The organism is Streptomyces sp. (assembly GCF_031181555.1).
Classification (GTDB): Bacteria; Actinomycetota; Actinomycetes; order Streptomycetales; family Streptomycetaceae; genus Streptomyces; species Streptomyces fimbriatus.
Window position 1 is genome coordinate 1 of the sequence record NZ_JAPSKQ010000166.1, and the last position, 13,807, is coordinate 13,807.

At 70.4% G+C, this 13,807-nt stretch carries 12 protein-coding genes and 2 tRNA genes; 6 read left to right on the forward strand and 8 right to left on the reverse strand.

The genetic code is table 11. From position 1 onward, the window contains the following. A partial coding sequence (gene rsgA, locus RIM90_RS25900; RefSeq protein WP_309063167.1) for a ribosome small subunit-dependent GTPase A occupies positions 1-981 on the forward strand: 981 nt, incomplete at its 5' end. A gap of 151 nt (positions 982-1,132) precedes the next feature. Beyond that, a complete protein-coding gene (locus RIM90_RS25905) occupies positions 1,133-1,456 on the forward strand; it encodes a multidrug efflux SMR transporter (protein WP_309063168.1) in 324 nt (107 codons plus the stop codon). A 26-nt stretch (positions 1,457-1,482) separates the two neighbouring features. On the opposite strand, the gene RIM90_RS25910 is transcribed toward RIM90_RS25905, so the two are convergent. Then, positions 1,483-2,094, reverse strand: a complete 612-nt coding sequence (locus RIM90_RS25910) for a helix-turn-helix domain-containing protein (RefSeq protein WP_309063169.1) — start codon at positions 2,092-2,094, stop codon at positions 1,483-1,485. A 120-nt stretch (positions 2,095-2,214) separates the two neighbouring features. Here RIM90_RS25910 and hisN point away from each other — a divergent pair, with 120 nt between their 5' ends. Beyond that, the gene (gene hisN / locus RIM90_RS25915; RefSeq protein WP_309063170.1) at positions 2,215-3,015 is read left to right on the forward strand and encodes a histidinol-phosphatase; all 801 of its coding nucleotides are present in this window, start codon (positions 2,215-2,217) and stop codon (positions 3,013-3,015) included. A 184-nt stretch (positions 3,016-3,199) separates the two neighbouring features. After that, positions 3,200-3,613, forward strand: coding sequence for a CBS domain-containing protein (locus tag RIM90_RS25920; RefSeq protein ID WP_309063171.1), 414 nt, complete (start codon positions 3,200-3,202; stop codon positions 3,611-3,613). Positions 3,614-3,729: 116 nt separating this feature from the next. Here the strand turns inward: RIM90_RS25920 and RIM90_RS25925 are convergent, their stop codons facing one another. Further along, on the reverse strand, positions 3,730-5,181 hold the full coding sequence (locus tag RIM90_RS25925) for a catalase (RefSeq protein WP_309063172.1): 1,452 nt from the start codon (positions 5,179-5,181) through the stop codon (positions 3,730-3,732). A 143-nt stretch (positions 5,182-5,324) separates the two neighbouring features. Between RIM90_RS25925 and RIM90_RS25930 the strand changes: the two genes are divergently transcribed. Then, on the forward strand, positions 5,325-5,741 hold the full coding sequence (locus RIM90_RS25930; RefSeq protein ID WP_004983642.1) for a Fur family transcriptional regulator: 417 nt from the start codon (positions 5,325-5,327) through the stop codon (positions 5,739-5,741). Positions 5,742-5,924: 183 nt separating this feature from the next. Here the strand turns inward: RIM90_RS25930 and RIM90_RS25935 are convergent. The 4 genes from RIM90_RS25935 to RIM90_RS25950 all read right to left on the reverse strand — a co-directional run bounded on the left by RIM90_RS25935 (position 5,925) and on the right by RIM90_RS25950 (position 11,293). Then, a tRNA-Met gene (locus RIM90_RS25935) sits at positions 5,925-5,998 on the reverse strand. A gap of 186 nt (positions 5,999-6,184) precedes the next feature. Beyond that, the gene (locus RIM90_RS25940; RefSeq protein ID WP_309063173.1) at positions 6,185-8,002 is read right to left on the reverse strand and encodes a tetratricopeptide repeat protein; all 1,818 of its coding nucleotides are present in this window, start codon (positions 8,000-8,002) and stop codon (positions 6,185-6,187) included. 224 nt (positions 8,003-8,226) lie between these two features. After that, a tRNA-Met gene (locus RIM90_RS25945) sits at positions 8,227-8,300 on the reverse strand. A gap of 56 nt (positions 8,301-8,356) precedes the next feature. After that, positions 8,357-11,293 carry a UPF0182 family protein gene (locus tag RIM90_RS25950; RefSeq protein WP_309063176.1) on the reverse strand — a complete coding sequence of 979 codons (2,937 nt, stop codon included), beginning with the start codon at positions 11,291-11,293 and terminating at the stop codon, positions 8,357-8,359. A gap of 164 nt (positions 11,294-11,457) precedes the next feature. Between RIM90_RS25950 and RIM90_RS25955 the strand changes: the two genes are divergently transcribed. After that, complete coding sequence (locus RIM90_RS25955) at positions 11,458-12,000, forward strand: PPA1309 family protein (RefSeq protein WP_309063174.1); 543 nt, start codon at positions 11,458-11,460, stop codon at positions 11,998-12,000. 21 nt (positions 12,001-12,021) lie between these two features. On the opposite strand, the gene RIM90_RS25960 is transcribed toward RIM90_RS25955, so the two are convergent. Both RIM90_RS25960 and RIM90_RS25965 read right to left on the reverse strand, forming a co-directional pair. Further along, positions 12,022-13,116, reverse strand: coding sequence for a PDZ domain-containing protein (locus RIM90_RS25960; protein ID WP_309063175.1), 1,095 nt, complete (start codon positions 13,114-13,116; stop codon positions 12,022-12,024). Positions 13,117-13,661: 545 nt separating this feature from the next. Beyond that, a partial coding sequence (locus tag RIM90_RS25965) for a molybdenum cofactor biosynthesis protein MoaE (RefSeq protein ID WP_309063177.1) occupies positions 13,662-13,807 on the reverse strand: 146 nt, incomplete at its 5' end.

Below are 13,807 nucleotides of genomic sequence, written 5' to 3' on the forward strand. Positions count from 1 at the left end.
GACGACATCCGCTCGCGCCCGAACCGCAAGGGCAACCGGCCGCGCACCCACATCCGGCCCAAGCACGAGGACGCCGCCGAGGGCATGGTCCTCACCGTCGACCGGGGCCGGCTGACCTGCCTCGTCGGGGACCGGACCGTGATGGCGATGAAGGCCCGCGAGCTGGGCCGCAAGGCGGCGGTGGTCGGTGACCGGGTGGCGATCGTCGGTGACCTGTCCGGCCGGAAGGACACCCTCGCGCGGATCGTGCGCATCGCGGAGCGGACGTCGGTGCTGCGCCGTACCGCCGACGACGACGATCCCTACGAGCGGGTCGTCGTCGCCAACGCCGACCAGCTGGCCGTCGTCACCGCCCTCGCCGATCCCGAACCCCGTCCGCGCCTGATCGACCGCTGCCTGGTCGCGGCGTACGACGGGGGGCTGTCGCCGCTGCTGGTGCTGACCAAGTCGGACCTCGCGCCGCCCGACAAGCTGCTGGAGCTGTACGGCGACCTCGACATCCCCTACGTCGTCACCAGCCGCGCCGAACTGGAGAGCGGCGAGGCGGCGGACCGGGTGCGGGAGCACCTGGACGGCCGGGTCACGGCGTTCGTGGGGCACTCCGGGGTCGGCAAGACGACGCTGGTCAACGCGCTGGTGCCGGAGGAACGGCGGCGTACGACGGGACATGTGAACGCGGTGACGGGGCGGGGCCGGCACACGACGACCTCCGCGCTGGCGCTGCCGCTGTCGGGCGCGGACGGATGGGTGATCGACACTCCGGGTGTGCGGTCCTTCGGGCTCGCCCATGTCGACCCGTCCCGGGTCATCCACGCCTTCCCCGATCTGGAGCCGGGTACGGAGGGCTGTCCCCGCGCGTGCAGTCACGACGAGCCGGACTGCGCGCTGGACGCGTGGGTGGCCGAGGGGAACGCGGATCCGGCGCGGTTGTACTCACTGCGGCGGCTGCTGGCGACCCGGGAGCGCACGGAGGACGACTAGGAAGACCAGGGGGACCGAAGACCGGGAGGACCGGGAATTCGGCCTCCGCGTTGTTTGCCATGGCGTCCGGGCGGTAAGTGCATAATCGCACCGAGCCGGACCCGAACCTGGCGAAGCGGTCACCGTACGTGGGGAAACGGGAGGACGACACATGGCGTGGCTGCTGGTCGTAGTGGCCGGGTTGCTCGAGACCGGCTTCGCCGTGTGCCTGAAGCTGTCGCACGGCTTCACACGGCTGTGGCCGACGATCGCCTTCTGCGTGTTCGCGCTGGGGAGCTTCGGGCTGCTGACCCTGGCGCTGAAGAAGCTGGACGTGGGCCCGGCGTACGCGGTGTGGACGGGGATCGGTGCGGCGGGGACGGCCATCTACGGGATGGTGTTCCTCGGCGACCTGGTGTCGACGCTGAAGATCGTGTCGATCACGCTGGTGATCGTCGGGGTGATCGGATTGCAGCTGTCGGGGTCGGCGCACTGACGCGTCCGCGTGCCACGGCACCGCTGCTACGGCACCGATTGCCGGTGCAGGGCGCTGCGGACCAGGTCGGCCACACCGCCCTCGGCCGGCGGCGCGGCGACGCAGGACAGGGCGAGACGGACCACGAGTTCGCAGGAGCGGGCCAGGTCGAGGGCGTCGGTCCGGGGCACGCCGGGGTCGGCCAGGACGGCGACGGCACGGTCGCGGACGAGGGCGACGAAGTCGGCGGGCGAGGGCAGCGGGCCGTCGGCGCGGCGCTGGGCGGGGACGGCGGAGCCGGACCGCACGGGCACGAGGGCCGGGGCCGGCAGACGTTCGCTCCAGCAGCCGGTGAGCATGGCGCGGACCAGGGCGTTCTCGCGGGCGGTGGTGGTCGTCCACTCGGCGGTCGCGGTCAGCCGGTCGCGCGCGTCGGAGGGGCCGGTGAGGGCGCGGTCGACGCCGGCGAGGTAGCCGTCGGCCTCCCTGCGGACGAGGGCCCGCGCGAGACCGTCCTTGCCGCCGAACTCGTTGTACAGCGTCTGCCGGGAGACCCCGGCCGCGGCGGCCACGTCCACCATGCGCACCGCGGACCACGGCCGACGCGCCAGTGCCGTGTAAGCGGCGTCCAGCAGAGATTCCCGCGCTGCAGGCATCATCGCCTCCCTCGGGGCGAGCCACCGACCCTGCGGTTCAGGTTTGACGTGGCCCCGGGGGCTGTCAAGGGTTCGCGGGCCCCCTGTGGCCCCGCCCCCGCCTCGGCGGATACGGTTCGTTGCATGCCCGATTACCTCGACGACCTGCGTCTCGCCCACGTCCTCGCGGACGCCGCCGACGCCGCGACGATGGACCGCTTCAAGGCCCTCGACCTCAAGGTCGAGACCAAACCGGACATGACGCCGGTGAGTGAAGCGGACAGGGCCGCCGAGGAACTCATCCGCGGCCATCTCCAGCGCGCCCGGCCCAGAGACGCGGTCCTCGGCGAGGAGTACGGGGTGGAGGGCACGGGTCCGCGTCGCTGGGTGGTCGATCCCATCGACGGCACGAAGAACTACGTGCGCGGCGTCCCCGTCTGGGCCACCCTGATCGCCCTGATGGAAGCGGGCGAGGGAGGCTTCCAGCCCGTCGTCGGCGTCGTCTCCGCGCCCGCCCTCGGCCGCCGCTGGTGGGCCGCGCGGGGCCACGGCGCCTTCAGCGGGCGCAGCCTGTCCTCGGCCTCCCGGTTGCAGGTCTCCCGCGTCTCCAAGCTCTCCGACGCGTCCTTCGCGTACTCCTCGCTCAGCGGCTGGGAGGAGCAGGGGCGTCTGGACGGTTTCCTCGACCTCACCCGTGAGGTGTGGCGCACGCGCGCGTACGGCGACTTCTGGCCGTACATGATGGTCGCCGAGGGGTCGGTCGACATGTGCGCCGAACCCGAGCTGTCGTTGTGGGACATGGCCGCCAACGCCATCGTCGTCACCGAGGCAGGCGGCAGTTTCACCGGGCTCGACGGCCGTCCCGGACCGCACAGCGGCAACGCCGCCGCGTCGAACGGCCTGCTGCACGACGAGCTGCTGGGGTATCTCAACCAGCGTTACTGAGCGGCACGGGATCCGCGTGCGCGCCCTCGACGGGCCGCACGCGCCCCCTTGTTGACCCCCGCTTTGCCTGCCACTCTGAGAGTCCCCCCACTTGTGAATTTGTGAAACCGTGAACTAGCGGATGCCGAGTCCGTGAACGACGCGTCCGCGAGCGCCCGGTTTCCGGAAGGAGGTGGCTCCATCCATGCTCGTCCGTGACGCCATGAGCACCGTGGTCCTCACCGTCGGTCCCGCCCACACCCTCCGCCAGGCCGCCGCCCTGATGTCCGCCCGCCGCGTGGGCGCGGCCGTGGTCCTCGACCCCGACGGCACCGGCATCGGCATCCTCACCGAGCGGGACGTCCTCAACTCCGTGGGGCTCGGACAGGACCCGGACACCGAGCGCGCCCACGCCCACACCACCACCGACGTCGTCTTCGCCACCCCGTCCTGGACCCTGGAGGAGGCCGCTGCCGCCATGACCCACGGCGGTTTCCGCCATCTGATCGTCCTCGACCGCGGCGGGCCCGTGGGCATCGTCTCGGTCCGCGACATCATCCGCTGCTGGGCGCCGCGGCGGCAGCCGGGCCGGCACGTGCCGGCACAGGCATCGGCGTAGACACCACGGAGACACCGCCCCCGCGACGGCGTCGACGCCCTCGCGGGGGCAAGCGGAACGGGCCGGACCCCCAGGGGGTCCGACCCGTGCGCTCGGCAAGCGGTCCAGCGCTGGTATCAGCCGCGCAGGGCCTGGACCGCGGCCTCCAGCCGCTTGCCGAAGTCCTCGTCCGCCTGCCGGAAGTTGTTGATCGCGCGCTCGGCGATGTCGTCGCGCGTGACCCCGGAGATGGCGTTCGCCAGGTTCTTGACCAGGCGCTCCTTCTCGTCCTCCGACATCAGCCGGTAGAGGTTGCCCGCCTGCACGAAGTCGTTGTCCTCGGCGTGGACGGGCGTGACCGTCTCACCGGTGACACCGGTCACCGGGACGGGCTGCCACAGCGGACGGCCCGTCTGGAACGGGCCGCCGAAGCTGTTCGGCTCGTAGTTCTTCGCACCCTTGTGGCGGCCGTCGTAGAGGTGGCCGTCACGGGAGTGGGTGCGCGCCTCGGTGGCGTGCGGACGGTTCACCGGCAGGTGGTCGGCGTTGATGCCGACGCGGTAGCGGTGGGCGTCGCCGTACGCGAAGAGGCGGCCCTGGAGCATCTTGTCCGGGGAGGGACCGATGCCCGGCACGAAGTGGGCGGGGCTGAAGATGGACTGCTCGACCTCCGCGAAGATGTTCTCCGGGTTGCGGTTGAGCTCCAGCTTGCCGAACTCGATCAGCGGGTAGTCCGCGTGCGGCCAGACCTTGGTCAGGTCGAACGGGTTGAAGCGGTAGGTCGCCGCGTCGGCCGCCGGCATGATCTGGACGTAGGCGGTCCAGGACGGGTACTCGCCGCGCTCGATGGCCTCGCGCAGGTCGCGCTGGTGCGAGTCGGGGTCCTTGCCCGCGAGGATCTCGGCCTCCTCGGCGGTCAGGTTCTTGATGCCCTGGTCGGTCTTGAAGTGGTACTTGACCCAGAAGACCTCGCCGGCCTCGTTGTTCCACTGGAAGGTGTGGGAGCCGAAGCCGTCCATGTGGCGGTAGGACGCCGGGATGCCGCGGTCACCGAACAGCCAGGTCACCTGGTGCGTCGACTCGGGCGACAGGCCCCAGAAGTCGAAGACGTTGTCCGCCTCCTGCGAGCCGGTGTACGGGTCGCGCTTCTGGGTGTGGATGAAGTCGGGGAACTTGATGGCGTCCCGGATGAAGAACACCGGGGTGTTGTTGCCGACGAGGTCGTAGTTGCCCTCCTCGGTGTAGAACTTCACCGCGAAACCGCGCGGGTCGCGCACGGCGTCCGCGGCGCCCAGGTTGCCGGCCACCGTCGAGAAGCGCAGGAAGACCTCGGTCTCCTTGCCGATCTCGGAGAGGAACTTGGCCCTGGTGTACTTCGTGACGTCGGCGGTGACCCTGAAGGTGCCGTAGGCACCGGCACCACGGGCGTGCACGACACGCTCCGGGATGCGCTCGCGGTTGAAGTGGGCCAGCTTCTCCAGGAGGAGCTGGTCCTGAACGAGCACCGGGCCGCCGACGCCCGCGGTCTCGCTGTTCTGGTTGTCGGCTACCGGAGCACCGGCCTCCGTAGTGAGCGGTCCCTGCGTCACGTGCGCCTCCTGCGTCATTCCTGACCAACCTGTCCCTTGGCCAAAGCCGATCTCGATCCTACAATGGACAATGTCTAAGTCAAGTGAGGCTCCAAAGTCACACCCATTCGGGACCTGGTCCCCCTGCTGCTAGGCTGGTGCCTATGAGTGACCTTCTGGAACGGCTCCGCGGACGTGGATGGCGGATGACCGCACAGCGCCGTGTCGTGGCCGAGGTCCTCGACGGCGAACACGTCCACCTGACGGCCGACGAGGTGCACGCCAGGGCTGTCGCCAAGCTGCCCGAGATCTCCCGGGCGACCGTCTACAACACCCTGGGCGAGCTCGTCTCGCTCGGTGAGGTGCTGGAGGTCGCCACGGACAAGCGTGCCAAGCGCTACGACCCCAACGCCCACCGCCCGCACCACCACCTGGTCTGTGCGCAGTGCGGCGCGATCCGCGACGTCCACCCGACCGGCAACCCGCTGGCCGACCTCCCCGACACGGAGCGCTTCGGCTTCACGGTCTCCGACGTGGAAGTGACGTACCGCGGCGTCTGCCCGAACTGCGCGGCGGCGTAGACGCCCTGCACGCGTGAGCGAGAGCCCCGGCACCGATGGGTGGCGGGGCCCTTCGTCGTGCCGGCCGGCGTCTCGGTGCGTGCTCGACAAGGAACGCACGCCGGTGCGGGACGCGCGTCGCGGTGAAGGACGCAACGCACCGAGGGCCGGAACCCTTTTCGGATTCCGGCCCTCGGCCTTCAGTAGCGGGGACAGGATTTGAACCTGCGACCTCTGGGTTATGAGCCCAGCGAGCTACCGAGCTGCTCCACCCCGCGTCGATGAATGCAACGTTACGTCAAGGACGCGGACGGAAGCAAATCGCTTTCCGCGGGTCACCGCCGCCCGGGTTTCACCGCCCCGGGACCACCCGGATCGCCCGGGCTGCTCGGGCGGCTGCTGCGGCGGTGCGGCCGAGGCGGTCCCGGGTCGCGTCGCCGCTCGCCGAGCGGGCGGTGCCGTGGTCAGGCCGACAGTTCCTGGCGCAGGGCGTCACGAAGGCGCGTGGCGCGTTCCGTGACCGCCTCGGGGCCCAGGGCCGCCGCGCGGTCGGCCCAGCGCTGCCCCTCGGCGAGCTCGCCGCGCCGCGCGTAGACCAGCGCGAGACGCAGCGCCGCCCGGCCGTGTCCGGCGTCGGCCGCACGGGTCCACCAGACGGCCGCCTCCGGCTCGCTGCCCTCCCGGGCCAGCAGCAGGCCCAGGTTGAAGGCGCCGTTGCGGGACCCGGCCTCGGCCGCCTCGCGGTACCAGCGCGCCGCCTCGACCACGTCACCGCGGGCCGCGGCGAGCATGCCGATGCGCACCTGTGCCCGGCGGTGCCCCTGGGAGGCCGCGCGCTCGTACCACTCCTCGCACTCGCTCCGCCGGTTCACCGGCTCCCCCAGTTCGTGCGCGGGCTCCGGCGGCCTGCGGGCGTCCAGCAGCGTCGCCAGGCGGTACGCGGCCTCCGCGCTCCCGCCACCCGCCGCACACCGCAGGAACCGCTCCGCCTCGCCCTCGTCGCCGTCCCGCAGTCGCGCCATCCCGACCTGGAGCGCCGCCTCGGTGTGCCCGGCGGCAGCCGCCCGCTCGTACCAGCGCAGCGCGGCCTGCTCCTCGCCCCGCCCGGCGTGCAGGATGCCGAGGTTGAAGGCGGCGTCCACGCTGCCCGCCTCCGCGGCCTTGGAGAACCACGGTTCCGCACCCGTCCGGTCCCCCGCCCTCAGCAGCAGGATCGCCAGCGCGTTCGCCGCCTCGCGGTGACCGGCGTAGGCGGCCCGGCGGTACCACTGCTCGGCCTGCTGGGTCCGGCCCTGCTCGGCGCAGAGCAGCCCGAGGTTGTACGCACCGTTGTCGTCACCGGCGTCCATCGCCGCCCGGTACCAGCGCTCGGCGGTCTGGGTCTCGCCGCGCTCGGCGTGCAGCGCGCCCAGCGCGTTGGCGGCGTTGCCGTCGCCGTCCTGCGCGGCCCGCAGCCACCACACGGCGGCGTTCTCGGTGTCTCCCGCGTCACGCAGCAGGAAGCCGAGCGCGCAGGCGGCCCGCGCCTCGCCGTCCTTGGCGGAGGTCAGGTACCAGCGGCCGGCCTCCCTGAGCTCGCCGCGCCTCTCCAGGATCGCCCCGAGGTGCAGCGCGGCCCTGCGGTGCCCGCGCGCGGCGGCCTGCCGGTACCACTGCTCGGCCTCGCTCACCAGCGGGGCACCCTCGTCGTCCGTCCCCCGCGCGGCCTTGCGGTCCAGTGCCCGTGCCAGCCGGTACGCGGCTTCCCGGTGCCCCCGCTCGGCGGCGGCCCGCATCCAGCGCTCGGTGCCTGCCGCGTCCCCGCGGTGTTCCAGCAGGTCGGCGAGGGCGTAGGCACCGAGGGTGTGGCCCTGCTCGGCGGACTGGCGCAGCCAGTACTCGGCGGCGGGCTCGTCACCGCGCTCCCGGTGGTGGCGGCCGAGCGCGTGCGCCGCGGCCGCGGAGCCGGCGACGGCGGCGATCCGCCACCATCCGGCGGCCTCGTCGGCGTAGCCCCGCTGGTGCAGCAGGACGCCCAGGTTGTTGGCGGCGGCGCGGTCGCCCGCGGCGGTGGCGGCACGCAGATGGGGTTCGGCTCCGTCGAGGTCACCGCGGCGCAGCAGCATGGCACCGAGGATGCTCATCGCCTCGATGTCGCCGGCCTCCGCGGCGAGCCTCTGGCGCAGCTCCTCGGCCGCTTCGTCGGCGGCTTCCCCCGTCTCGTCGCCGGACTCCTCCCGGTAGGAGGCCTGCACAAAACGCCCTGTCTCGTACAGAGTTGCCTTGTCCCCCATAACGTCCATCGTCGCACCACCTGCAACCTGGGTACACCTGGTATACCGCAGCCAGTGAGGTCACTTCAGCGTTTTGTCGACATGCCCACAGAGAGACAAGTCAAACACAGATCCCTCAACTCCCGTCGGCGGCGCGGCCGTCGGCCGCCCGGGGCACATGCGTTCGCACATCACAAAGGCCCGGACTCCTTGCGGAATCCGGGCCTTTGCCGTCGCCGACTGCGCGACTTCAGTAGCGGGGACAGGATTTGAACCTGCGACCTCTGGGTTATGAGCCCAGCGAGCTACCGAGCTGCTCCACCCCGCGCCGTTGTGTTCACCACCGTATCACGGCGCGGGACGGGCCTCTGACCAGCCTGTTCGCTAACTGCTCGGACTCGCTTCCGGACGGGGACCGCTGTCCCCGCCGCCTGCGCCGCCCCCTTCGGCCGCCTGGGCCTCCTCGGCCCTGCGCAACGCGTCCTCCAGGTCCTTCTGCGCCTGGCCGTAGGCCTCCCAGTCGTTCTTCTTCAGGGCTTCCTGGCCGGCCTCGAAGGCCTCCTGGGCGTCGTTCAGCGCCTCCTGGACCGTGGGGTTGTCTGACGTCGGCGGTGGCGTCGTGCCTTCGTCCTCGCCGGTGCCCTCGTCCTCGCCCGGCGGCGGTTCGGTGGGCGCACCCTCTCCGCCGAAGATCTTGTCGAGGGCCTGCTCGAGGGTGTCCTCGAAGGCGGTCTGGCCGCCGTAGGTCACCAGCACCTTCCGCAGCAGCGGGTACTTCAGTCCACCACCGCGTACGTAGACCGGCTCCACGTACAGCAGTCCTCCGTCGAGGGGGACGGCCAGCAGATTGCCGTACTCCACCTCGGAGTCGCCGCCCCTCAGCAGCCTGATGGTCTCGGCGATGTCCTGCTGGGAGTTGAACTGGCTCTGGACCTGTTTCGGACCGGAGACCGTGGTGCTGGTCGGCAGTTTCAGGATTCTGATCTTGCCGTAGTCCTGAGTGCCGGGATCGGCGTTCACCGCCATGAAGGCACTGAGGTTGTCACGGCCGTTCGGGGTGAACGTCGTGGTGAGCGAGAAGACCTGTTCCTGCTGGTCGGGCATCTTCATGCTCAGGTAGTACGGCGGCACCGCGTCGCCCGTCTTGTTGGTCGGGTCGTCCGGCACCTGCCACACCTCGCTGCCGCTGAGGAACGTGGTGGCGTCCTTCACGTGGTAGCGGGTGAGCAGTTCGCGCTGCACCTTGAACAGGTCCTGCGGGTAGCGCAGGTGCGCCATCAGCGTGTCGGAGATCTCGCTCCGGGGCTCCACCGTGTCCGGGAAGGCCTTCATCCACGTCTTGAGGACGGGGTCCCGGGTGTCCCACTGGTAGAGCTTGACCTCGCCGCTGTACGCGTCGACGGTCGCCTTCACCGAGTTGCGGATGTAGTTGACCTGGTTCTGCTGGGCCACCACCGCACGCTGGTCGTTGGTGGCGGTCAGCGAGTCGGCCGTCGTGTCACCGAGGGTCGTCCGCGACGCGTACGGATAGCCGTTGGTGGTCGTGTAGGCGTCGACGATCCACTGGATCCGGCCGTCCACGACCGCCGGGTAGGCGTCGCCGTCGATGGTCAGCCACGGGGCGATCGCCTCGACGCGCTCCTTGGGCGTGCGGTTGTACAGGATCCGCGAACCCTCGCCGATCGCCCCGGAGTACAGGATCTGCGGCTCGCTGAACGCGACCGCGTAGGCGGCCCGGTTGACCGGGTTGGCGAGGTTGACCCCGCTGTCGCCCTTGTAGCTGTACGTCTTCTCGCCGCTGTCGTCGGAGTAGTCGATCTCCTTCTGGGGACCGCCGACGATCGAGTACGTCGTCGTGCGCTCGCCGTAGTAGACGCGCTGCTCGTACGTCCCGAGGTCGCCCTTGGACGGCAGGTCGGACTCCGTGAACTCCGGACGGCCGCCGGAGTCGGCGCTGGTGCCCTCGGCGGCGACGACACCGTATCCGTGGGTGTAGCGGAAGTGGTCGTTGATCCAGTTCCGCTTGGGAATCCCGTTGTAGTTCAGCTCGCGCAGGCCGATGACCGTGTCCTGCTCCTTGCCGTCCTTGGTGTACCGGTCGACGTCCAGGTTCGTCGGGAACGCGTAGTAGTTCCTGATCTGCTGGAGCTGCTGGAACGTCGGCGAGACGATGTTCGGGTCCATGATGCGGATGCTCGCCGCCGCGTCGACGTCGTCCCGCAGCTGGGTCTTGTCCTCGGTCTGGCTCGTGCCCGGGTACTCACTGACCTGGGTGCCGTCGATGCCGTAGGCCTCACGTGTGGCCTTGAGGTTCTTCTCGACGTACGGCGCCTCCTTGGCCTGCTCGTTCGGCTGGACCTGGAACTTCTGCACGATCGCCGGGTACAGGCCGCCGATGAGGATCGCCGACAGCACCATCAGGCCGAAGCCGATCACGGGCAGCTGCCAGGTGCGCCGCCACAGGGTGGCGAAGAACAGCAGCGCGCAGATCGCGGCGATGCAGAACAGGATCGTCTTGGCCGGCAGGTAGGCGTTGGCGTCGACGTACCTGAGGCCCGTCCAGTTGTCGGTGGCCTTGAAGTCGCTGGACTTGACCGCGAGCCCGTACCGGTCGAGCCAGTACGCGACCGCCTTCAGCGCGACGAAGACGCCGAGGATCACCGACAGGTGTCCGGTGGCCGCGGCCGTGGCGCGCGCGCCCGGGCTGGTGATGCGCAGCCCGCCGTACAGGTAGTGGGTGAGCGCGGCGGCGATCAGCGACAGGATCGTGGCCGCGAAGCCGAAGCCCAGCAGGAACCGGTACCAGGGCAGGTCGAAGGCGTAGAAGGAGACGTCGAGCTTGAACTGCGGGTCCTTCTGCCCGAAGGGCACGCCGTTGACCCACATCAGCCAGGTCCGCCACTGGCTCGACGCCGAGGCGCCGGCGATCAGGCCCACCAGCGCGGTGATGCCGAGCAGCAGCCATTTCTTGTACGGGGCGATGCCCATCCGGTACCGGTCGAGGTTCTGCTGCTCCATCGACATGGCACTCAGCGGCGGCCGCATCCGGTGTGCCAGCCAGATGTTGAAGCCGACCGCGAGGGCCATCAGCAGACCGAAGACGAAGAAGAGCCCGATCTTGGTCCACAGGGTCGTCGTGAACACCGACGAGTAATTGACCGAGCGATACCACAGCCAGTCGGTCCAGAACCCCGCGAACATGGTGAACACCATGCCGAGGACGGCCAGGACGCCCAGTGTCATGAGCAGGGTCCGGACCCGCCGGGACGGGCGGCCCACTCTGATCCGTGGCCCCGTCGGGCCTCCGCCGCGGTCCGGCATCTGGAAAGCCAAGGTAGGCACCTCGAAGTTCGCTGTCGATTCGTCAGGCCCGCGTTTTTCGTGGACCGGGTGAGGCCCCCGTGATCGCGGGCCCACACCTATGCAACTTACTCACCCTTTACTCGGTTCCCGATTCCGGCCAGGAACGAGAGAGGATTGTGACCATGTCCAACACACCCATGGCGGCGAGCCCGCTCACCCGGGCCGTGCTCGAGATCGACGAGTACGTCTCCGGCCTCGGCTGGGACCAGCCCGCCCGTCTCTTCGCCCTCGTAGACACCGCCCGGCTGCGGGCCGAGCAGCCCTCTCTCGCGGACCGGCTCGGTCTGGACGGCGAGCAGGAGACGACCGCTCTCACCCCGATCGAGCAGGACGAGATTCCAACGGGCAAGCCGCTGGACGAGTTCCTGGGCACCATCGCCTGGCCCGACGCGGTGGCCGGCTGCGCCCTGACCGTGGAGCGGCTGATGCTGCCGCCGTCCGCGGAGGCCCAGGTTCCGAAGGATCTGGACGAGGCCGCGCTGACGAAGTGGGTGGCCGCGCACCCGGAGCGTCAGGAGGTCCGCATGACGGTCGCGGTGCTGCGCGACGGTGCCCGCGAGTCGGCGCTGCGACTGCGCGAGAAGGACTCCCCCACCGAGGTCCTCACCGGTTCCGACCTGGTGCCGGGCCTCGCCGAGGCCCTGGCGGCGACGTTCGAGGAGTAGCCGTCCCGGCCGGCGGACCGGTCAGGAGGCCGTGCACTTCGGCAGGTCGGCGGTGTCGCCGGAGCGGATGTCCGCCAGGGCGCCCAGGGCGTCGTCGATGGTGCCCACCTTCACGAGGGTGAGGCCCTCGGGGGTGTCCCTGGCGGCCGCCGCGCAGTTGTCGGCGGGCGTGAGGAAGTACTGGGCGCCCTTGCCGCGCGCGCCGACCGTCTTCATCTCGATCCCGCCGATCGGCCCGACCTTGCCGTCGTCGTCGATCGTGCCGGTGCCGGCGACGAACTTTCCGCCGGTCAGGCTGCCCGGGGTGAGCTTGTCGTAGATGCCGAGCGCGAACATCAGGCCCGCGCTCGGCCCGCCGACGTCGGCGAGCTTGATGTCGATGGTGAACGGGAAGGTGTGGTCGGTGCCGGCGGAGATCCCGACGACGGCCCGCTTCTCACCGTCGTCGTCGGAGACCGTGGTGGTGATCGTGATCTTCTCGGTCTTCGTCGCCGTCCGGTTCTCCTTCTCGGCGGCGGCCTGCTCCTTGGCGGGCACGATCGTGAAGACGACGTCCTCACCGGGCTTGTGCCGGGTCACCAGCTCGGCGACGTCGGCCGGCTCCTTCACCGCCTCGCCGTCCACGGCCTTGATCACGTCACCCGCGTGCAGCTTGCCCTCGGACGGGGAACCCTTGACGACCGTCGAGACGATCACCCAGGACTTCACCGGAACGTCGAGCTCCCTCAGCGCCGCGACCTTGGCGCTCTCCTGGGACTGGCTGAACTCCTCGGCGTTCTCCTGGGTGGACTCCTCCTCCGTCTTGCCGTCGGGGTAGAGGGTGTCGTGCGGCACGACCTTGTTGTCGTGCGCGAGCCACCCGTAGACGGCCTCGACGAGGTTCATCCGGTAGTCGGCGCTGGTGACCCGCACCGTGGTCATGTTGAGGTGGCCGTCCGTCGGATAGGTCTTGCGCCCGGAGATCTGCAGCACCGGCTCGCCGTCGTGCTCACCCAGCGTGTTCACCGTCGGCCCCGGGGACATCTCCGCGTACGGCACGGGGATGAACACTCCCGCGCACAGGAGCGCGATCAGCATCAGGGTGGAGGCGAGCATCGTCGCAGTGCGGCGTGGCATGCCTCGACAGTACGGGACGTGCCTGTCAGCGCACCGTCAGGGCCGCCCGGACGGGCGGCCCTGCTCGCTTCGTACGCCGTGACCTGCTGTTCTCCGGCCGTCAGCTACCCGACCGCGGCCTCTCCATGGCCTCGCAGAAGCGGGCGTAACCGATGAGTTCGGGTCCGTCGCTCCGCACCTTGCGAGTCCGGTTGGCCCAACTGCCCCACAGTCCCGCGCCTATCGCAGCCACAAGCGGAATCAGCAACCAGGCAAGCGCCGCCATGCCGACCTCCCAACCCCATGAGCGTCCGCAGCTGACTGATCAGCAGATTAACCATCCGCAGTGACAACGCTCACGCCAGGGGTGCGGTTACGCAACCGGAAGATCTCACCGGCGGGTGCACGGGTTCGGCAGGCTCCCGCCCTCCCGCCACCCGGCCACCACCCCCGACGACGGCGCTACGCGCCGACCCGCCCTCCCGCCACCCGACCGCCACCCCCGACGACGGCGCTACGCGCCGACCCGCCCTCCCGTCACCCGACCGCCACCCCCGACGACGGCGCTACGCGCCGACCCATTCTTCTGTCCCGTCCGAGAACCTCTGGTGCTTCCAGATGGGCACCTCGTGCTTGAGGTCGTCGATCAGCTTCCGGCACGCCTCGAAGGCCTCGCCCCGGTGCGGGCACGACACGCCGACGACGACGGCCA